The sequence below is a fragment of the Actinomycetospora callitridis genome (assembly GCF_028737265.1).
Lineage (GTDB): Bacteria > Actinomycetota > Actinomycetes > Mycobacteriales > Pseudonocardiaceae > Actinomycetospora > Actinomycetospora callitridis.
The window spans coordinates 372326-392465 of record NZ_JAQZAK010000003.1; the positions used below are offsets into that span (position 1 = coordinate 372326).

A 20140-nucleotide genomic window follows, 5' to 3' on the forward strand; every position below is an offset into this window, starting at 1 on the left:
TCGACCTCTCCAGGTTACGGCCCGTGATCTCGACCACCGGCGGCGACCGGGGTGTCCCCGGACACGTCGGCCGCGAGCACCTCCCCGATCCGGGGTGCGAGCTTGGCCAGGTTGTCACCCCAGACGGCGTGCACGACCCCCGATCGGGCCCGGTGGACCCCGTCGCCCAGGCCCCGTCCGGACACGCAGCGCAGCTCCGCGACGGGCCTCGGGTCGAGGCGGGGCAGGTGCCGGCGGACGTGGTCGACGACCGCCTCGCGCGACCGGCGGGCGACCTCGTCGGCGCCCAGCTCCCACGCCGTGTCCTCGTCGGGCAGGTGTCCGCCGACGGCCCAGTGCCCCGAACTCGTCCGGTGCTGGTAGGTGCTGGCGAGCGGCCCGTCGGGGCGTCCGTCGAGGTGACACGGCCCGTCGGCGGGCCCGTCGAACGCGAACCGGGCGTGGTGCTCGAGCGCGTCGGGCACGTCGATGCCCAGCGGCGCCACCAGGGCGGGCGTGCCGACGCCCGCGGCGACGACGACGGCGTCCGCGGCGTCGCTGTCCCCGTCGGCGTACCGGACGGTGCCGTCGGCCGTCACGGCCTCGACGGCCCGGCGCTCCGGGCCGACGGCCTCGCGCAGGAACGCCCCGGCCCCGGCGAGGTCGAGCACCCCGCCCGCGGCGTCGTGCAGGACTCCGCGCACGACCCGGTGGACCGCGCCGGCCTCGGCCATCGCCGCCGCCCACGCGGGCACCCGCGGGCCGCTGACGATCGTGCCGCCGGCGCCGAGGAACGTGCGGCCCGCCCGGAACGACCACTCGTCCCACAGCTCCGCGGCGCGACGGGCCTCGGCGACCAGCGCGGCGTCGCCGTGCGCGGTGCGGAAGATGCGGGTGTCCCCCGCCGACCGCCCGGACATCGGCTCGCCCGCGTCGACGCACCGCACCGTCGCGCCCGCGCCGCGCAGCGCGTACGCCGCCGACAGCCCGACGATCCCGGCGCCGACCACCACGACCCGCATGTGCACCCCTCCCGACCCCGAGACGGGCTCAGGGTGCACCCCGATTCGCCGGGCCGCAGCGGCGCGCAGCATCGAGGCCATGAAGATTGTGGTGTGGGTTCTGGTGGGTGTCGGTGCGCTGGTGCTGCTCGGCGGGGTGGTCCTGCCGCTCGTGCAGTGGCTGCTCGGGACGCTGGTGTGGCTGATCCCGGCGGCGCTGGTCGTCGGCGGCGGGGTCTGGCTCGTGAAGCGGTCGAGGGACCGCAAGGAGGTGGGCGCGCCGGGGCGGCCGTACGAGATCCGCTGATCTCAGCCCTTCTGGGCCCGCGGTGACCGGGGTGAGAAGACGCCCTCGACCGCGAAGGCCGGCAGGACGGCCTTCGAGAGCGGGCGGGAGACCTCGGCGAGGCGCGCCATGCCCTCGGCGCCCAGGTGGCGCCAGGGCCCCAGGGACATCCGGGTGGTGTGCTCCTCGATCTCCCGGCGCAGCGCGGCACCGTCCTCGGTGAGGGCGCCGTCGCCGTCGAGCAGGCCGCGCTCGACGAGCCCGGCGGAGGCGTCGCTCCACTGCTCGGGCGACCACCCGCGGCTCTGCTGGGCGAAGCCGACGGTGAAGCCGGTGCCGGTGGCGACGTGGGTGATCAGCGCCTCGATGCCCGAGAGCCCCGCGGAGAGCAGGGCGTGCAGGTGGGCGTCGCCGCGGTGCTCGCGCAGGAGCGTCACCGCGTGCCAGAGCATGAGGTGCGGCTCCTCGGGCCAGGGCAGGTCGGCGTGGGCGGCGTAGAGCGGGCGGTCCTCGCCGGTGGCGCCCTCGCAGGCCTTGCGGGCGAGCTCGGCGGACTCGGTCACCGCGGCCGAGGACACCTGCTCGCCCAGCAGCCGCCGCAGCGACGAGTCGGCGGCGCGCAGCCGGGCGTTGACGATGTCGGTGGGGGCCGCCGACGCCCAGACGCCCGGCACCGAGCGCGCGACCAGGCCTGCGTTGAAGTTGAAGAACGTGGCCGCGACGACGCCGGGCCCGACCGCGCCCATCGGGGCGGCGCGCTGGGCGAAGTACTGGGCGCGCGGCTTCGTGATCCCCAGGGGTGCGAGCTCCTCGCCGACCTCCGGGACGAAGTAGATCTGCGAGTGCAGGGGCTCGAGCCGGCCGGCGAGGGCGGCGGCGTCGGCGGGGACGACGGTGTCGGTCGGGGCAGCCACGGCGATCACCGTCTCACGCGGAGCCCGCCCGCGCGCCCGGCACACTGGGACCCATGGCGTCCTGGCCCCCGCGGGCCCCGCTCGGCGGGCTGGCCCCGCGCCGGCGTGCCTTCGTGCTCGCGCTGCTCGGTGTCGGCGCCGTGCTGCTGGTGCTGATCGGGGTCGCGGTGGCCCGCGAGTACCGGGTGCCGCCGCGCGCCGACCCCGCCGTCCCCGGCGCCGTGGTGCTCGTGCCCGGCTACGGCGGCAACCGCGCGGCCTTCATCGCGCTCACCGAGCGCCTGCGCGCCGAGGGCCGCCGCTCGGTGATCGTCGAGCTGCCGTCCGGCGGGACCGGCGACCTCGTGACCCAGGCCGCCACGATCGACGACACCGTCCGCGGGCTGCTCGACGAGGGCGCGCCGTCGGTCGACCTCGTCGGCTACTCGGCAGGCGGGGTCGCCACCCGCGTCTACCTCGACCGCGGGCGGACCGCCCCGGCGGTGCGCCGCGTCGTCACCCTCGGCTCGCCGCTGCAGGGCGCCGAGCTCGCCGCCGCGGGTGGCGCGCTCGTCCCCGGGGCCTGCCCGCGCGCGTGCCAGCAGCTCGCGCCCGGCAGCGCGCTGCTCACCGGCCTCGCGACCGCGCCGGCCGGGGTGCCCTGGCTGTCGCTGTGGACCGCCGACGACGAGACCGTCACCCCGCCCGACTCCGCCGAGCTCCCCGGTACCGACGCCGTGCGCCTCCAGGACGTCTGCTCCGACGCGACGATCCCCCACTCGCGCCTGCCGGTGGACCCGCTGGCGGTCGGGCTCGTCCTGCGGGGGCTGGGCACCGGACCCCTGCCCACCGCCGACCCGGACGCCTGCGACGCCCTGCGCGACGAGGGCCGGAGCTGACCCCGTCGCTCATGATCGACGGAAGGATACGGACGCTCGACGTCTGCATCAGGGGAGCACGCCGATAGGGGCACTCCGCTGACACCGAGACCTAGCTCGTCACGTCCTTCGTCGTGAAGTTCGCCCAGGCGGCGAGCATGAGCACGACGACGTAGCCCGCCTGGAGCCACAGGCCGGACGTGATGTCGCGTAGGAAGATCGGGTCGCGGAAGAAGTCGACCCAGGCCAGCCAGTAGCGCGTCGGCAGGTAGGGCGTCACGGACGACGCCGCGTCGAGGCTGACGAGCACCTGGCTGGTGATCAGCGCGGCCAGGGCCCCGAGGGTCGCGCCGAGCGAGGACGCCGTGACCGTCGAGAGGAACAGGGCGATCGCGGCCACGCCGAGCATCGACACGACGACGTAGCCCATCGCGCCGAGCAGGCGCGCCGCGAGGTCGGCGGGCCCGAGCGCCTCGCCGGACAGCGACGACACCGACGACTGCGCCCGCTCGCGCGCGGCCTGGTCGTCGGCGACCGCCGTGCTGTCGCCGGTGTCGGCGCCCGGCTGCGCCCCGGACTGCGACGCGTCGGAGCCGCCGACCTGACCGCCCGCCGACGCCGGCTGTTGGCCACCGGCCGGTCCCGCGCCGGCGACCGCGTCGTCCCCGCCGGTGACCTCGGGCAGCGCGCGGACCACGGCCACCGGGTCGCCCGCCCCGAACAGCGAGACCCCGACGACGTACGACGTGCCGGCGACCGAGAGCACCGCGACGACGACGAACACCACGATCGCCACGAGCTTGGCGCCCAGCAGCGCGGTGCGGCGCACCGGGCGCACGAGCAGGTACCGCAACGTGCCCTGCGACGACTCGCCCGCCACGGCGTCGCCCGCGACGACGGCGACGGCGACCGGCAGGAAGATCGGCAGGACGAGCGCCAGCGCCGCGGCGGGGTAGAGCGAGCCGGACTGCAGCACCGCCGACAGGAACGCCGCGCCCTGCCCCGGCGGCGGGGAGATTCGGGTGGTCGCGAGGAAGACGGCCACCACCGCCGGCAGCAGGCACAGCAGGCCGATCGCCACCCAGGTGCGGGGACGGCCGGCGAGCTTGATCAGTTCGACGCGGATCACGCGCGGGCCTCCCGGGCGCGCGCGGTGTCCGACCCGGGCCCTGTCAGTGCGACGACGACGTCCTCCAGGCTGCGGCGCTGTTCGGCGAGCCCGTCGAGGGGCACGCCGTGCTCGACGAGGTGGCGGGCCAGCGCCGACGGGCCGCCGGGCGCGGCGTCGACGACGAGCGTGTGGTCGTGGCGCTCGGCGACCGCCCGCCCGAGCAGCCGGGCCGCGCCGTCCGGGTCGGGGGTGCGCACCACGAGCCGTCCCGTCGGGCCCCGCACCGCGTCGAGGGCGTCCTCGAGCACCAGCCGGCCCCGGTCGACGACGCCGACGGTGGTGCACAGCGCCTCGATCTCGGCGAGCAGGTGGCTCGACAGGAAGACCGTGGTGCCCGCGGCGTTCAGCTCGATCAGCAGGTCCCGGACCTCGCGGATCCCGTGCGGGTCGAGCCCGTTCGTCGGCTCGTCGAGCACCAGCAGCCGCGGCCGGTTCAGCAGCGCGCCCGCCAGCCCGAGGCGCTGGCGCATGCCGAGCGAGTACGTGCGCACCGGGCGCCGGTCCACCGCGGCGAGCCCGACGCGCTCGAGGACCTCCTCGACCCGCTGGCGCCGCCGCCCGTCCCGGCCGCGCCGGGGCCCGGACGCGTCGAGCAGCGCGAGGTTGGTCCGCCCGGACAGGTGCGGGTACGCGGCCGGTCCCTCGACCATCGCCCCGATCTCCGGCAGCACGTCGGCCACCCGGTTCGGCACCGTCGCCCCGAGCACCGTGATCTCGCCGCGCGTGGCGTACACGAGGCCGAGCAGCATCCGGACCATCGTCGTCTTGCCCGACCCGTTGGGGCCGAGGAAGCCGTAGCGGGCGCCCTCGGCGACGTGCAGGTCGACGTCGTCGACGGCGACGTGCGAGCCGAAGCGCTTGGTGACGCCGCGGGTCTCGATCACGAGCCCGGACGACGGCGGTCGGGCGTCGATGCGCTGCGTCTCCCGCGTGCTCACTGACGGCCCCCCGCCAGCAGGTCCGCGGCGCCGGAGTCGAGCGCGGCGGGCGGGACGAGCCCGGCCAGCACCCAGGCCCGGGCGCCGTCCTCGCTGCGCACCACGGCGAGCGAGAGCAGCGGGGTCTCCAGCGCCGAGCCCTGACCGTCGACGGTCAGGGTGCGCCCGGCCCCGGCGCGGTCGATCCCGCCGATCAGGGTGCCGGCGAAGTCGGCGGGCAGCGGGACCGCGATCAGCTGCCCGAGGGTCCTGCCGTACTGGCCGAGCGCCGGGAAGCGCCGCTCCGGCGGCACGCGCTCGCGCCCGGCGAGCACCGCGGGCAGCGTGCTGCCGTCGCCGCGGCCGAGGACGCCGAAGAGGTCGGACGTGGGGCTGCGCGTGACGCCGGCGCCCGGTCCCCGGCGCGGCTCGAGGGCCGTCGGGTCGGGCGGGCCCTGCTCCAGGTCGCCGAACGCCGTGCTGATCATCGGCTCGGCGACCCCGCGGGCCCGCACCTCGACGGCGACGGGCAGCCCGGTCGCCGGGTCGGCCCAGACGTCGAGTGCGTCGACCGTGGTCTCCGGGTCTGCGACCGTGACGCGGACCCCCGCGGCGTCGACGCCCGCGACCCGCCGCGCGGGCAGGGCGGTCGCCGGGTCGTCCGGGGCCGTGCCGGCCAGCAGGCGCCGGGCCAGGTCGGGCGGGAGGAGGTCCTCGGAGCGGGGCAGGCGGACCTCCGGGTCGCGGGCGACGATGGTCAGCAGCTCGGCGCCGTAGTCCCAGACGGCCTGGCCGCGCGGGGTGACGTAGCGGTCGCGCTCCCCCACCGCCGACAGCACGTCGGTGCGCGCCCGGTCCGGCCCCGCGTACCAGCCGCGCATCCGGGTCACGCCCGAGAGCAGCGTGGTGACGTCGGCGAGGGCGGCGATCCGCGGCAGCCCGAGCGTCGCGCGGGCCTCGGCGTAGCCGGTCCACCCGATGCCCGCGGACGCCGCGATCCGGTCGCGCAGCTCCTGCGGGTCGGCCTGCGCGTCGCCGGGACGCGCCGCCAGCAGCGCGGGGACCCCCACCAGGAGTGCGCCGACCACGGCCACCACGGCCCATCGCCACAGGGCACGCCCCGCGGCCGTCCCCGACCGTCCCGCCACCGGCGCCCCGACTCCCCTCGCTCACGTCCCCGTTCGAGGGTGCCACCGAACCGCGCGGGCGGTGGCTCCCTGGTGAGCCGCTAGTCGCCGGGGGTGCGGGCGACGGTGACAGGGTCGCTCGTGCCGGGCTGGTCGGTCGGCTGGTCGGTCGGCTGGTCGCTCGGCTGGTCGGACGGCTGGTCGGACTCGGGCGCCGTGGAGTACCGGACCTTGACGAGGCTCGCCACGGTCGTGATCAGCAACACACCGACGATGACCGCCAGCGAGACCTCGATCCCGATCACGGGGACGTCGAGGGGCTGGCCGTCGTTGAGGAACGGCAGCGTGTTCGTGTGCAGCGCCTCGAGGACGAGCTTGACGCCGATGAAGGCGAGGATCACGCCCAGGCCGTACGAGAGGTAGACCAGCTTCTGCAGTAGCCCGCCCAGCAGGAAGTAGAGCTGGCGCAGACCCATCAGCGCGAACATGTTCGCGGTGAACACGATGTAGGGGTCGCGGGTGAGGCCGAAGATCGCGGGGATCGAGTCCAGCGCGAACAGCAGGTCGGTCATGCCGATCGCGATCATCACCATGAGCATCGGCGTGACCATGAGCCGCAGGCGGCCCCGGGCGTCGGGGCGCCGGACGACCGACCTGGTGCCGACGTAGTCGTCGGTCACCGGCAGCACCCGGCGCACGAGGCGCAGCGCGACGTTCTCGCGGAACTCCTCGTCCTCGTCGTTCGTCATGACGACCTTGATCGCCGTCAGCACGAGGAACGCGCCGAACAGGTAGAACACCCAGCTGAACCGCTCGATCACCGCGGCGCCGGCGAGGATGAACCCCCCGCGCAGCACCAGGGCGATGAGGATGCCGAACAGCAGCACGCGGTGCTGGTGCACCTTGGGCACGGCGAAGGCGCCCATGATCAGCAGGAAGACGAAGAGGTTGTCGACCGAGAGCGAGTACTCGGTGACGTAGCCGGCGACGAACGCCGTCGCCGGCTCCTGGCCGGCCACGACGAACAGGCCGACGGCGAAGACCGCAGCCAGGGCGATGTAGACCGCCACCCAGCGCGCCGCCTCGCGGACACCCACCTCGTGGGGGCGGCGGCCGACGATCGCGAGATCGAGCGCGAGGACGGCCAGCAGGCCGACGATCGTGGCGGCCCACACCCAGAAGGGCACGTTCACAGGGGGTTCTCCGATCTCCGGGGGAACGTCGGGACAGACGCCATCCACCGGAGGTCTCTCCCGCCGCCGACCGGCGACCGAGGGCCCCGGGCACCGAGTCTCCGATGCCGTGCTGACGAGGCCGACGCGTGGGGATACTCCCCTCCGCGACGGAGTGTGTCATCGATGTGAGCGCAGGGCGAAGGCGGCCCTCGGTGGCGATGCGCACCGGCTGGTGGGGAATAGGTCGCTCACGACCGGTTCAGACGAACCGGGATAACGTGCGCAGGTGATCAGCCGCCCGCTCCGGGCCCTCGGAGTCCTGTTCGCCGTCCTGCTCGTCGGGATCGCGACGGTGGCCGCCGCCCCCGCGCCCGGCGGCTCGGTGCGCAGCGAGGACCTGCGCATCGACGTCCTCGACGGCCCGGCGCGCGACCAGCCGCAGAGCCTCGACGCCACGCTCTGGCTGCCGGCGACCTCCGGGCCGGCGCCTGCGGTCCTGGTCGCGCACGGCTTCGGCGGCAGCAAGGACTCGGTCGCCGACGAGGCCCGCGCGTGGGCGGAGCGCGGCTACGTCGCCCTCGCCTGGTCGGCGCGCGGGTTCGGCGCGAGCACCGGGCAGATCGCCCTGAACTCCCCGGAGTACGAGGTCGCCGACGCCCGCCAGCTCGTCGACCGGCTCGCCGCCCGGCCCGAGGTCCGCCAGGACGCGCCCGGCGACCCGCGGGTGGGCGTCACGGGCGCGTCGTACGGCGGGGCGCTGTCGCTGCTGCTCGCGGGCGCGGACCCGCGCGTCGACGCGACGATCCCGATCATCACCTGGAACGACCTCGGCCAGTCGCTCTTCCCCAACCGCGCCGGCCCCGACCCCGCCACCACGCCCGCCGCCAGCGCCGCCGCCCCCGACGGGGTGTTCAAGCGATCGTGGTCGGCGCTGTTCTTCGGCAGCGGCTCGCGTCCCGCGCCGGGGCAGGAGGAGGCCCCGCCGCAGGTCTGCGGGCGCTTCGTCCCCGAGGTGTGCGCCGGGTACGTCGCCGCCATCACCACCGGTCGCGAGCCCGCGGCGCTCGCGTCGTTCTTCGACCGCGCCTCGCCCGCGAGCGTGGCCGGCCGCATCACCGCGCCGACGCTGCTCGTCCAGGGCGAGCAGGACACCCTCTTCGGCCTCGACCAGGCCGACGCCACCGCGCGCCAGATCGCGGCCGGCGGCGGCACCGTCGCGGTGAGCTGGTTCGCCGGCGGCCACGACGGCGGGGAGCCCGACCAGCGCACCACCGACCGGATGCAGGCCTGGTTCGACCACCACCTGGCCGGGACCGGCGCCGACCCCGGCGCGGCGTTCACCTACGTCGTCCCGTCCGGCGTGCAGGCCCGCCGGGCGCCCACCCAGCGCACGATCACCGCGAGCGTCTACCCCGGCCTCGACGGCGGGCCGGGCACGGTCCGCACGCCGCTGCCGCTGCGGGGCGAGGCCCAGGACGTCGTGGCACCGGCCGGTGGCGCCCCGTCCGCGATCTCGTCGGTGCCGGGCCTCGCGGGCCTGGCCGGGGGCGCGCCCGGCGGCTCCGGGGACGACTCCGGGGACGACGAGGAGGACGACGGCGGCGGCAGCTCCGGCGGTGGTGGGGGCGGCGGCGGTGCCGGCGGCGGGGGCGGCGGGGCCTCGGCGCTGCTGGGCCGGCTCGCCAACGACCTGCCGGGCCAGTCCGCGCGGTTCTCCACCGATCCGCTGCCCGCCCGCACCGTCGTCGCCGGCACCCCGGAGGTCCGCCTCACGGTGTCGTCGGTGCCGGGGGCGGTCGCCGGCGAGCCGGTGCTCTTCGCGAAGGTCTACGACGTCGCGGCCGGGGACGGCGCGCCGGGCACCCGCACGCTGCTGGGCAACGCGGTCTCGCCGATGCGCCTGCCCGCCACGGGACCGACGCCGACCGAGGTGTCGGTCAGCCTCCCCGCGGTGGTGGCGACGCTCGCCGCCGGCCACCGCCTCGAGGTCGTCGTCTCGACCACCGACCAGGCCTACGCCGCCGCGACCGCCCCGGCCGTGCACCGGATCGGCCTGGCGGGCCCTGCAGGATCGGCCACGCTCTCGGTGCCGTCGGTGCCCGGCGACGTCCGCAGCGGGACCTCGGTGCCGATCGCCCCGCTCGTCACGGCGGGCGTGCTGCTGCTCGGCGTGCTCGTCGCGTGGCTCGTCGCACGGGTCCTCGCGGTCCGCCGACGCCGGCGTGACCTCGAGCCCGGCGGCGCCCTCGCCCTCGAGGAGGAGCTCGCCGGCACCCCGCTCGTCGTCCGCGGGCTCTCCAAGTCCTGGCCCAGCGGGCTCGTGGCCGTCGACGACGTCTCGTTCACCGTCGAGCGCGGCCAGGTCCTCGGCCTGCTCGGCCCCAACGGCGCCGGCAAGACGACGACGCTGCGCATGCTGCTCGGGCTCATCGCCCCGACGTCGGGCGAGCTGCGCGTCTTCGGTCGGCGCGTCGTCGCGGGGGCGCCGGTGCTCGGGCGCGTCGGCGCGTTCGTCGAGGGCGCCGGGTTCCTGCCGCACCTCACCGGGCGGGACAACCTCGAGCTCTACTGGGCGGCCACCGGACGCCCGCGCGACGAGGCGCACCTCGAGGAGGCCCTGGAGATCGCGGGCCTGGGCTCCGCCGTCGACCGCACGGTGCGCACCTACAGCCAGGGCATGCGCCAGCGCCTCGCGATCGCCCAGGCGATGCTCGGCCTGCCCGACCTGCTCGTGCTCGACGAACCCACCAACGGCCTCGACCCGCCCCAGATCCACGCGATGCGCGAGGTGCTGCGGTCCTACGCGCGCGCCTCCGAGGGCCGCACGGTCCTGGTCTCGAGCCATCTGCTGGCCGAGGTCGAGCAGACCTGCGACCACGTGGTCGTCATGCACCGTGGCCGGGTCGTCGCCACCGGCGAGGTGACCGAGCTCGTCGCGAACGGGCAGGTCGCGGTGTCCGTGTCCCCGGACCGGCGCGACGAGGCCGTCTCGGTCCTGCGCGGGCGCAACGGGGTGCGCGACGTCGAGGCCGACCCGGGCGACGCCGACGTGGTCCTCGTCGACCTCGGCGACGTCGACCGCGCCGCCGTCGTCCGCACGCTCGTGGAGGCCGGCTTCGACGTGCGCGGCGTCGGTCCCCGGCGACGTCTCGAGGATGCGTTCCTCGCGCTGATCGGTGAGGAGGTGCCGCGCTCGTGACCACCACCGTGGACGGGTCCCGCACGCTGCCCGTGCGTGTCGAGCTGACCCGGCAGTGGCGGCGGCGCCGCACGCAGGTGACGCTCGCGCTGTTCGCGCTGCTGCCGGTGATCCTCTGGATCGCCTTCTCCGTCGGCGACGCCCCCGATCAGGGCGCCGCGGCCACCAGCCTCACCGACCTCGCGCAGGCGTCGGGTATGAACTTCGCGGTCTTCGCGCTGTTCTCCTCGGCGAGCTTCCTGTTCGTGGTGGTCGTGGCGCTGTTCTTCGGCGACACGGTCGCCAGCGAGGCGTCGTGGTCGTCGCTGCGCTACCTGCTGGCGATCCCCGTGCCCCGGGTGCGCCTGCTGCGCCAGAAGGCGATCGTGGCCGCTCTGCTCTCGCTGGCGACGCTGCTCGTGCTGCCGCTGGTGGCCGTGGTGCTCGGCACCCTGGTGTACGGGGCGGGCGACTACCTCTCCCCCACCGGCGAGTCGCTGCCCTACGGCACGGCGCTCGTCCGCATCGCCCTCGCCGTCGCCTACCTCGCGATCCATCTGCTCTGGGTGGCCGGCGTGGCCTCGCTGCTCTCGGTGGTCACCGACGCCCCGCTCGGCGCCGTCGGCGGCGCGGTCCTGATCTCCATCCTGTCCCAGATCCTCGACACGGTCGACGCGCTGGGCTCGATCCGGAACGCGCTGCCCACCCACGACGTGTTCGCCTTCGCCGACCTGCTCACCCTCGACGTCGACGGCACCGACCTCGCCCGCGGCGTGCTGTCCGCCCTGGTCTGGTGCATCGCATTCGGCGCCACGGCCGTCTGGTGGTTCCGCCGCAAGGACATCACGAGCTAGCCCGACCGGCGCACTCCGTGTGCAAGCCCTGCGTCCACGCTGGCATTCAGTGCCAGGAAATCCGCGTCGATCACCGAGGGCAACGCCAGGCGCTCCGGCGCGCCGCGACGGGCACGTTCCGCAGGCCGCGACGCCGGTCGATCATGCGGAACGTGCCCCTCGCGGGGTCAGGAGTGCAGGGTCCACTCGCGCACCAGCCGTCGCACGGTCCGCGCCACCTCCACGGCCTCGGCGTCGGGGAGCCGCAGCACAGCCGTCGCGGCCGAGAGCGGCGCCGCGAGGAGCCCGACCCTCCGCCCACGGCGAGGACCAGCACGCTCGCGATCACCCGGTCGTCGTCGCTCCCGGCGCGCTGCCGGATCTCGACCACCGCGAGCCGGGTGCGCACGGTGACGTGCCGGGCGTCGAGGACGACGACGAATGCGTCGGAGTCCACTCCGGCGACGGAGTGCAGGACCCCTACGGTTGACCTCTCCAAGTCGATCTCTCGACGGTGTCGTCAGTGCGGTCGCGCCGGAGGACACCGACCACACTCCCGAGAGATCGAGATGGAGAGCCCGGTCAGAGCCCGCGGACCCTCAGCCCGTGACCTCGATCGTCAGCGGCCCCTCGGCGTCGGGCGCGTCGATGGTCGCCTTGCCTCCCGGGCGCAGGGCACCGGCGACGATGCGCTTGGACAGCGCGCGGTCGACCTCGCGGGTGACGACGCGGCGCATCGGGCGGGCCCCCAGCGCCGGGTCGTGCCCGCGCACGACGAGGGCGTCGACGGCGGCGGGCGTCACCTCCAGCGACACCTCCTGGGCCGCCAGGCGCTCGCGCGTGCCGTCCAGCAGGAGCTCCACCACCCGGCGCCGGGCGTCAGGGTCGAGCGGGGTGAACAGCACGACCTCGTCGACGCGGCCGAGGAACTCCGGACGCAGCGCCCGGGCGAGGGCGGAGAGCACCGCCGACCGCGCGTCGTCGGGGTCGCGACCCTCGGTCAGCGCGCTCGCGCCCAGGTTGCTGGTGAGGATGACGACGGCGTCGGCGAACGAGACCGTGCGCCCGCGCCCGTCGGTCAGCCGGCCCGCGTCCAGCACGCCGAGCAGCAGCGCCAGCACGTCCGGGTGCGCCTTCTCGATCTCGTCGAGGAGCACCACGCACGACGGCGTGCGGCGGATCGCCTCGGTGAGCTCGCCGGGCCGGTCGTGGCCGATGTAGCCGGGCGGCGCGCCGGTGAGGCGGGCGACGGTGTGGGCCTCGCGGAACTCGCCGAGGTCGAGGCGCACGAGGCGCTCGTCGGAGCCGTGCAGGGCCTCGGCCAGGGCGCGGGCGAGCTCGGTCTTGCCGACCCCGGTGGGCCCCGCGAACAGGAACGACGCCACCGGTCGCCCAGGCGCGCCCATCCCCGCGCGTCCGGCGAGCACGGCGTCGGTGACGGCGTCGAGCGCGTGGTCCTGGCCCACGACGCGCCGCCGCAGGTGGTCGGCGAGGCCGAGCAGGCGGGTCCGTTCGGAGTCGGTGAGGTGGGCCACGGGCAGGCCGGTGCGGTCGGCGACGACCTGGGCGATGTCGGGGACCGACACCGTCCCCGAGGCGCCCGGGTCCTCCGCCCGCCGCAGCCGCACCCTCGCCGCGGCGGTGTCGAGGGCGTCGATGGCCTTGTCGGGCAGGAAGCGGTCGCGCACGTGGCGGGCGGTGAGCTCGACGGCGGCCCGGCGGGTGTCCTCGGGCAGCCGCACGCCGTGGTGGTCCTCGTAGCGGCCCTTGAGGCCGTCGAGGATCGCCACGGTCTGCTCGATCGTCGGCTCGTCGACGGTGATCGGGGCGAAGCGCCGCTCCAGCGCCTGGTCGGACTCGACGTGGCGGCGGTACTCCTCGAGCGTCGTCGCACCGACGACCTGTAGCTCGCCCCGCGCCAGCGCCGGCTTCAGGATGTCCGCGGCGTCCATCGTCCCCTCGACGCCCGCGCCCGCCCCGACGACGGTGTGCAGCTCGTCGAGGAAGAGCACGACGCCGCGGTCGGTGGCGGTGACCTCGTCGACGAGCCGCCGCAGCCGCTCCTCGAACTCCCCGCGGTACTTGGTGCCGGCGACGAGGCCTGCGAGGTCGATGGCCACCACGCGCCGCCCCGACGGCCCGGGCACGGTGCCGGCGGCGATGCGCGCGGCGATGCCCTCGACGATCGCGGTCTTGCCGACGCCCGGGTCGCCGACGAGCACCGGGTTGTTCTTGGTGCGGCGTCCCAGGATCTCGAGAACGGCGGCGACCTCCCGCTCGCGTCCGACCACCGGGTCGAGCCGACCGGCGCGGGCCTCGGCCGTGAGGTCGCGCCCGAAGCGGTCGAGCACCGGCGTGCGGGTGTTCCCGCGCGGCCGCCCGGGCGGCGGATCGTCCCGTCCGTCCCGTCCGTCGGGGGCACCCAGATCACCGAAGCCCTCGACGAGCTTGCCGATCAGGTCCTCGAGGGGGTTGGACCACTCCCCGGGACGGTCGGGCCCGCGGCGGGCGTCGTCGCTCACCGCTCCATCATGCGCCTACGCGGGAATCAGCAGGCGGGCTCCACCGACAGGACGCCCGGCAGGGTGCGGACGCGGTCGGCGAACTCGGCGCACTCGGCGCTGGTCAGCGCGACGGTGCACTGGATGCACGAGCAGCTGACGCCCTCGTGGACGTCGACCGAGAAGTCGGGGACGCGGTAGCCGAACGAGCAGAGCGCCGACGCCAGGTCCATGACCCCGGGCATGCCGCCCGTGGTGAGGATCGTGAAAGGGCGCGGCAGCCGGGACATGCGGCGGGGGGCGGGGGCGAACGCCGGGGTGGCGGGCTGCTCGAGCGTGGTCACGAGGTGACTCCAGGGATCCGTGGGAGAGGTGGATCCGAGCCAGGTCTCGGCGGACCGCTCATCGGTCGTGAGCGGTGGTGCGCGCCGGGGCCCTGGCTACCCGGCGCGCCGAAGTACTACCTCAAGACGCTTCGCCTGCATGACGATGATGTTACCCCCGCCACTCCCGCCGCGTCGAACCGACCCGCCCGCCCGTCGGGATCAGACCATGACGATCCCGCCGTCGATCATCACCGCCTGCCCGGTCATGTAGTCCGCGTCGCGGCTGGCGAGGTAGGAGACGAACGACGCGACGTCCTCGGGCGTCTGCACCCGGCCCAGCGCGATGAGCTGCGAGTACTGCGCCAGCGCCTCGCCCTTGCCGGTGCCGAGGTAGCCGCCGAGGCCCTCGTCGATCTCGTCCCACATCGTGGTGCCGACGATGCCCGGGCAGTAGGCGTTGACGGTGATCTGGTGCGGTGCCAGCTCCTTGGCCGATGCCTGGGTCAGCGCCCGCACCGCGAACTTCGACGCCGAGTAGTGCCCGAGGTGGTCGAAGCCCTGGTGCCCGGCGATCGACGCCGCGTTGATGATCTTCCCGCCGTGGCCCTGCTCGATCATCGCCTCGGCGGCGGCCTGCAGGCACCACAGCACCCCGCCGACGTTGATCGACAGCATCCGCTGCAGGTCCTCCGGCGAGACCTCGAGCAGCTTCTTGACCTGCGCGACCCCCGCGTTGGCGACCATGACGTCGATCGACCCGAACCGCTCGCGGGTCGCGGCCACGAGCGCCTGGCACGCCTCGCGGTCGGCGACGTCGGTGACGGTCGACGCCGCCTGCCCGCCCTTGTCGGTGATCTCCTGGGCGACCTCGGCCGCGGTCGCCGCGTCGATGTCGGACACCATCACGGCCAGCCCGTCCGAGGCGAGCCGGCGGGCGATGGCCGCGCCGATCCCCCGTCCGGCGCCGGTGACGACGGCGACGCGTGTCGTAGCGGCGGTCACGGGTGCACCAGAATCTTCACGTTGGTCTCCTTGTGGTCGATGAGCTCGCGGAATCCCTGGTCGACGATGTCGGCGAGGGCGATGCGGCCGGTGATGAACTGGTCGACGTCGACGACGCCGTCACGGATGAGGTCGATGACCTCGGGGTGCCGGCCGGCGTAGGCCAGCGACCCGATGAGCCGGATCTCGGAGAACACCAGCGAGTTGACGTCGAAGGTCGCCGGGTGGCCCCAGATCGAGACGTTGATGCAGGTCCCGCCGGGGCGGGTGGACGCGACGGCCTGGGCGAGGACGGGATCGAGGCCTGCGCACTCGAACGTCACGTCCGCGCCCGCGCCGTCGGTGAGCTCGCGGATCGCCTCGGGCACGTCGACCTCGGTGGGGTCGAGGACGTGGTCGGCACCCGCGCCCGGCGCCTTGGCCTTGCGGGCGTCGGCGGGCTCGACCACGACGACCTGGCCGGCGCCCAGGGCCTTCAGCGCGGCCGCGGTGACCAGCCCGATCGGACCGGAGCCGAAGACCGCGGCGGTCTGCCCCTTCTCGATCCCGGAGAGCTTGGTGGCGTGGTAGCCGACGGCCAGGGGCTCCACCAGCGCGCCCTGCTCGGCGGTGAGGCCGGCGATCGGGTGCACCCAGCGCTGGTCGATCACCATCTTCTCGGCGAACCCGCCCTGGTCGCCGTCGAGGCCGACGAACCCCAGGGAGCGGCAGATGTTGTAGCGCCCGGCCCGGCACGCGACGCAGGTCCCGCACACGTCGTAGGGCTCGGCGACGACCCGGTCGCCCACGGACACGCCCGTGACGCCCTCGCCGACTCCGGAGACGATCCCCGAGAACTCGTGGCCGAGCGTGATCGGCACCGCGCCCCCCGTCAGCGGGTGCGGGGCCTGCGGCGTCGGCGCGAAGATCGGCCCGTCGAGGTACTCGTGCAGGTCGGTGCCGCAGATGCCGCACCACTCGACGGCGATCTGCACCTGCCCGGGCCCGGGTCGGGGTTCCGGGACGTCCTCCACGCGGACGTCACCGCGACCGTGGAAGCGAGCGGCCTTCATGGGTCCTCCTGGGGTGGGCGTGGCCCCATCCCACGGGAGTGACCCCGATCACGGCCAGGGTTGCAGCGGTGTTGCGTTGCCGGCGCCGAAGAGGCGCGTCTCGTCCAGCGGCGTCGGCGCGAGCACCTCGACGCCGGGCGCGATCCGGTACGGGCGCGCGGCGATGAGGCCGCCGAGCACGCGCCGCAGCCGCGAGAGCTCGGCGCGGACGGTGACGAGGTGGGCGCCGTCGTCGTAGAGGACGCGACTGATCGCCGCGGCGTCCATGCCGTGGCTCCCGGCGCGCATGAGGAGCGCGAGGATCTGCAGGTGGCGGCGGCTCAGGGCGTGCCGCCACACCTCGTTGCCCTCGACCACCGCGCCCGCGGGCTCCGCGTCGAGGTCGAGGCGCAGGCGCGTCCGGCCCGGGCCGGCGGCGTCGGACGGGCGCAGCAGCCAGCCGCCGGGCACGCGGTCGGGCAGGCAGGCGCCCAGACCGTGGACGAGCATCGCCTCGCCCGCCCGGGGCACGCCGACGCGCTCGCGCGGGGCGAGTCCGGTGGCCGCGGCGACCCAGCCGTGGTCGTCGACGACGAGCGCGGGCCCGGTGGCGCGCGCGAGCATCGGGGCGGCGATGGCGCGCAGGCCCTCGAGGCGCGTCTCGTGCGCGCCCCACAGGCCGGTCTCGGCGAGGCGGACCGCGGTGTGCACGAGGGCGACCGTCGTCGGGTGCACGGTCGGCGCGGGCCCGGAGAGGTCGACGACGCCGAGCATCTCCCCGGTGCGCGGGTCGTGGATGGGGCTGGCGGTGCAGGTCCACGGGTGCTGGGCGCGCACGAAGTGCTCGGCGGAGAACAGCTGCACGGACGCGTGCTCGGCCAGCGCGGTGCCGATGGCGTTGGTGCCGACGGAGGCCTCGGTCCAGTCCGCACCCGGCATGAAGCCGAGGGAGTCGGCGAGCCGCCCGACCCGCACGGCTCCCTCGCGCCAGAGCACGAAGCCGTCGGCGGCGGTGACGACCATGATGTGCTCGGCGTCCTCGGCGACCGCCGTGAGGCTCGCCCGCAGCTGGGGCAGCACGCTCGCGATGGGCGACTCCGCCCGCCGGCGCTCGACGACGTCCGGCGCGGCGGGGTCCTCGAGGGACCGCCCGTCGGGGGCGACGCCGTAGGACAGGACCCGGTCCCAGGAGCGGCTCACCACCCGGCGCAGCGCCGTCGTCGGACGGGTGCCCTGCAGGCGCGCGTCATGGGCCTGGTGGAGCAGGCGGGCGTGCTGACGGAGGTCGGTGCTGCGCGTGACCGCGCAGACCCCGTCGTCCCCGTGAGGCACGAGAACCCCCTCGACGTCGACGGACCTCGCCGCAGCCTAGGCAGCGCTCGTGAGCCGCGCCATAGACCAACCGCCCTTCCCTACCCGCGGAACCTCGCGGCGAGGCGGACCGCACCTGTCCGCCATCGGTGCGAGCCTGCGGGCATGAGTCGCGACATCCAGATCACCGTCGACTGCGCCGACCCGGGAGAACTGGCGACGTTCTGGGCCGAGGTGCTGGGCTACCGCGTCCAGGACCCGCCCGAGGGCTTCGCCACCTGGGACGACGCCCTCGAGGCGTTCGGCGTCCCGCCCGAGCACCGCAACGACGCCTCGGCGGTCAACGACCCCGACGGCTCGGGCCCGCGGGTGTTCTTCCAGAAGGTGCCCGAGGGCAAGCAGGTCAAGAACCGCGTGCACCTCGACGTCCGCGCGGCGCCCGGGCTCGCGGGCGAGGAGCGCATGGCGGCGCTCGAGGCGGAGGCCGCGCGGCTCGTCGGCCTCGGCGCCACCCGCCTCGAGCGGCACGAGCCCTCGCCCCCGCTGCAGGCCGGGCACATCATCCTGGCCGACCCCGAGGGCAACGAGTTCTGCCTGGACTGAGGGCTCTCGCGGCCGGGCACCCCTCCGCGTGACCGAACCGCTGGACCTCTTCGCCGACGACGGGACGGCCGACGCCCCGCCGGCGCCCGACCTCGACACGTTGCGCGCGCAGGCCGCCGGGTGCACCCGCTGCGAGCTGTACCACGACACCACCGGGACGGTGTTCGGCTCCGGCCCGCCGCAGGCGCGCCTGGTGATGGTCGGCGAGCAGCCCGGCGACCAGGAGGACCGGCAGGGCGCGCCGTTCGTGGGCCCGGCCGGGCGCCTGCTCGACGAGGCCCTCGACGGCGCGGGGATCGCCCGCGACGACGCGTACGTCACCAACGCCGTCAAGCACTTCAACTTCCGCTACCAGGGCAAGCGGCGGATCCACGAGACGCCGAAGGCCGGGCACATCAAGGCCTGCCGGCCGTGGCTCGACGCCGAGCTCGCGCTGGTGAAGCCCCAGGTGCTGCTGACCCTCGGCGCCACGGCGGGGAAGGCCCTGCTCGGGCCCAAGTTCCGGATCACCGCCGAGCGCGGCGAGCCGCGTCCCTGGAACGACCTGACGCTCGTGCCGACGATCCACCCGTCGGCGATCCTGCGCGCCGACCCGAGCCGCGGGCAGGACCGCGACGAGATGATGGAGGGCTTCGTCGCCGACCTGCGCCGGGCGGGCGAGCTGCTGCACGCCTGACTACACCGGCAGCCCCAGACCCCGGGCGATGAGCATCCGCTGCACCTCCGACGTGCCCTCGCCGATCGTGAGGATGCGGGCATCCTGGTAGTGCCGGGTGACGGCGGTGTCGGCCATGAAGCCGTAGCCGCCCGCGACCTCGGTCGCCAGGTACGCCGCCTTGTTCGCCGCCTCCGAGGCCACGAGCTTCGCGGTGGCCGCCTCCTTCGCGATCGGCAGGCCGTGGTCGTACTTCCACGCGCCGTCGTAGGTCATCACCCGGGCGGTGGCGGCCAGCGCGGCGATGTCGGCCACCTGGAAGGCCACCCCCTGGTGGCCCCCGAGTGGCGTGCCGAACGAGGTGCGGTCGGCGACGAAGCGCCGGGTGTCGTCCAGGCACCCGAGGGCCAGGCCCGTGCTCATCGCGGCGATCGGGAACCGGGCCCAGGTGAGGAACCCGAGCGCCTCGCGGTACCCCCGCCCCTCTTCGCCGAGCAGGGCGGAGCCCGGGACCCGGACCTCGTCGAAGAACAGCGGGTGGGTGTCGGACGACCGCCACCCGAGCTTCGCGTAGGGCGCGCCGACGGTGACGCCCGGCGCGTCGAGCGGCACGAGGAACGCTGAGACCGGACGGCGGGACCGGCCGTTCGCACCCGGCGCGGCGTCGCCCGTGGCGGCGAAGAGGATCACGTAGCGGGAGAACGGGGTGCCCGAGTTCGTGATGAACTGCTTCGACCCGGAGATCACCCAGTCGCCGCCGTCGCGGCGCGCCGAGGTGGCGATGTTGCCGGCGTCGGAGCCACCCGTGGGCTCGGTGAGGCCGAAGGACACGAAGGTCTCCCCCGTGCACGCCCCGGGCAGCACCTCACCCAGCAGGTCCTCGCGGCCGTCGGCGAGGTGGGCGAGCAGGGCGACGCTGATGGCCTGGACGTGGACGGTCACGGCCAGGGAGGAGTCGACCCGGGCGAGCTCCTCGGCGGTGAGGCAGAGCGTGCGCAGGTCGGCGCCACCGCCGCCGTACCGCTCGTCGGCGAGCAGCCCGTAGGCGCCGAGCCGGCCGGCTGCGCGGGCGAGGTCGGCGTCGAAGACCCCCGCGATGCTGCGCTCGGCCGCGCCCGGGGCGACCTCGCGCTCGCAGAACCCCCGCAACGTCGTCTGCCAGTCCCGGTGGTGGTCCTCGAGCGCCCAGGGCACCCCGTAGTCCTGGTCGTCGAGCGTGTCGGGCTCGAGCTCGGGGTCGATGCCGCTGGGACGGTCGGACGTCTGTGTCATC

Annotated in this window: 18 protein-coding genes; 6 read left to right on the forward strand and 12 right to left on the reverse strand. The window is 75.3% G+C overall.

Annotated features, from left to right (window positions below):
- Positions 1-14 precede the first annotated feature (14 nt).
- A complete protein-coding gene (locus tag PH191_RS13185; RefSeq protein ID WP_274195051.1) occupies positions 15-1001 on the reverse strand; it encodes an FAD-dependent oxidoreductase in 987 nt (328 codons plus the stop codon).
- 79 nt (positions 1002-1080) lie between these two features.
- Between PH191_RS13185 and PH191_RS13190 the strand changes: the two genes are divergently transcribed.
- Positions 1081-1287 carry a hypothetical protein gene (locus PH191_RS13190; RefSeq protein ID WP_274195052.1) on the forward strand — a complete coding sequence of 69 codons (207 nt, stop codon included), beginning with the start codon at positions 1081-1083 and terminating at the stop codon, positions 1285-1287.
- 2 nt (positions 1288-1289) lie between these two features.
- Here the strand turns inward: PH191_RS13190 and PH191_RS13195 are convergent, their stop codons facing one another.
- Entirely contained in the window at positions 1290-2180 is an 891-nt protein-coding gene (locus PH191_RS13195) for an SCO6745 family protein (protein ID WP_274195053.1), read from the reverse strand.
- A gap of 53 nt (positions 2181-2233) precedes the next feature.
- Between PH191_RS13195 and PH191_RS13200 the strand changes: the two genes are divergently transcribed.
- Positions 2234-3058, forward strand: a complete 825-nt coding sequence (locus PH191_RS13200; protein ID WP_274195054.1) for an esterase/lipase family protein — start codon at positions 2234-2236, stop codon at positions 3056-3058.
- Between the two features lie 91 nt (positions 3059-3149).
- Here PH191_RS13200 and PH191_RS13205 read toward each other — a convergent pair whose 3' ends face one another.
- The 4 genes from PH191_RS13205 to PH191_RS13220 form a co-directional block, all read right to left on the reverse strand.
- Positions 3150-4166 carry an ABC transporter permease gene (locus PH191_RS13205; protein ID WP_274195055.1) on the reverse strand — a complete coding sequence of 339 codons (1017 nt, stop codon included), beginning with the start codon at positions 4164-4166 and terminating at the stop codon, positions 3150-3152.
- On the reverse strand, positions 4163-5146 hold the full coding sequence (locus tag PH191_RS13210) for an ABC transporter ATP-binding protein (protein ID WP_274195056.1): 984 nt from the start codon (positions 5144-5146) through the stop codon (positions 4163-4165). Before PH191_RS13210 ends, PH191_RS13205 begins: the two co-directional genes overlap by 4 nt.
- Entirely contained in the window at positions 5143-6273 is a 1131-nt protein-coding gene (locus PH191_RS13215) for a hypothetical protein (RefSeq protein WP_274195057.1), read from the reverse strand. The genes PH191_RS13210 and PH191_RS13215 overlap by 4 nt, the downstream gene beginning before the upstream one ends.
- Before the next feature lie 80 nt (positions 6274-6353).
- On the reverse strand, positions 6354-7445 hold the full coding sequence (locus PH191_RS13220) for a TerC/Alx family metal homeostasis membrane protein (RefSeq protein ID WP_274195058.1): 1092 nt from the start codon (positions 7443-7445) through the stop codon (positions 6354-6356).
- 268 nt (positions 7446-7713) lie between these two features.
- On the opposite strand from PH191_RS13220, the gene PH191_RS13225 reads away from it, so the two are divergent.
- A complete protein-coding gene (locus tag PH191_RS13225) occupies positions 7714-10626 on the forward strand; it encodes an alpha/beta fold hydrolase (protein ID WP_274195059.1) in 2913 nt (970 codons plus the stop codon).
- On the forward strand, positions 10623-11459 hold the full coding sequence (locus PH191_RS13230) for an ABC transporter permease (RefSeq protein ID WP_274195060.1): 837 nt from the start codon (positions 10623-10625) through the stop codon (positions 11457-11459). Before PH191_RS13225 ends, PH191_RS13230 begins: the two co-directional genes overlap by 4 nt.
- Positions 11460-12037: 578 nt before the next feature.
- Here PH191_RS13230 and PH191_RS13235 read toward each other — a convergent pair.
- From PH191_RS13235 to PH191_RS13255, 5 genes are all read right to left on the reverse strand, one after another.
- Positions 12038-13960 carry an ATP-dependent Clp protease ATP-binding subunit gene (locus PH191_RS13235; RefSeq protein ID WP_274195061.1) on the reverse strand — a complete coding sequence of 641 codons (1923 nt, stop codon included), beginning with the start codon at positions 13958-13960 and terminating at the stop codon, positions 12038-12040.
- A 26-nt stretch (positions 13961-13986) separates the two neighbouring features.
- On the reverse strand, positions 13987-14283 hold the full coding sequence (locus PH191_RS13240; protein ID WP_274195062.1) for a hypothetical protein: 297 nt from the start codon (positions 14281-14283) through the stop codon (positions 13987-13989).
- 201 nt (positions 14284-14484) lie between these two features.
- On the reverse strand, positions 14485-15267 hold the full coding sequence (locus PH191_RS13245) for an acetoin reductase (protein WP_274195063.1): 783 nt from the start codon (positions 15265-15267) through the stop codon (positions 14485-14487).
- Positions 15264-16319: a 2,3-butanediol dehydrogenase gene (locus PH191_RS13250; RefSeq protein ID WP_274195064.1), complete on the reverse strand. Its 1056-nt coding sequence runs from the start codon at positions 16317-16319 to the stop codon at positions 15264-15266. Before PH191_RS13250 ends, PH191_RS13245 begins: the two co-directional genes overlap by 4 nt.
- A 48-nt stretch (positions 16320-16367) precedes the next feature.
- Complete coding sequence (locus tag PH191_RS13255) at positions 16368-17630, reverse strand: GAF domain-containing protein (RefSeq protein WP_274195065.1); 1263 nt, start codon at positions 17628-17630, stop codon at positions 16368-16370.
- A 144-nt stretch (positions 17631-17774) separates the two neighbouring features.
- Here PH191_RS13255 and PH191_RS13260 point away from each other — a divergent pair, with 144 nt between their 5' ends.
- Together PH191_RS13260 and PH191_RS13265 are read left to right on the forward strand one after the other, a co-directional pair.
- On the forward strand, positions 17775-18212 hold the full coding sequence (locus tag PH191_RS13260) for a VOC family protein (protein WP_274195066.1): 438 nt from the start codon (positions 17775-17777) through the stop codon (positions 18210-18212).
- 28 nt (positions 18213-18240) lie between these two features.
- Positions 18241-18888 (forward strand): UdgX family uracil-DNA binding protein, encoded by a 648-nt coding sequence (locus PH191_RS13265; RefSeq protein WP_274195067.1) that lies wholly within the window; start codon positions 18241-18243, stop codon positions 18886-18888.
- Here PH191_RS13265 and PH191_RS13270 read toward each other — a convergent pair whose 3' ends face one another.
- Positions 18889-20139 (reverse strand): acyl-CoA dehydrogenase family protein, encoded by a 1251-nt coding sequence (locus PH191_RS13270; RefSeq protein ID WP_274195068.1) that lies wholly within the window; start codon positions 20137-20139, stop codon positions 18889-18891.
- Position 20140 lies beyond the last annotated feature (1 nt).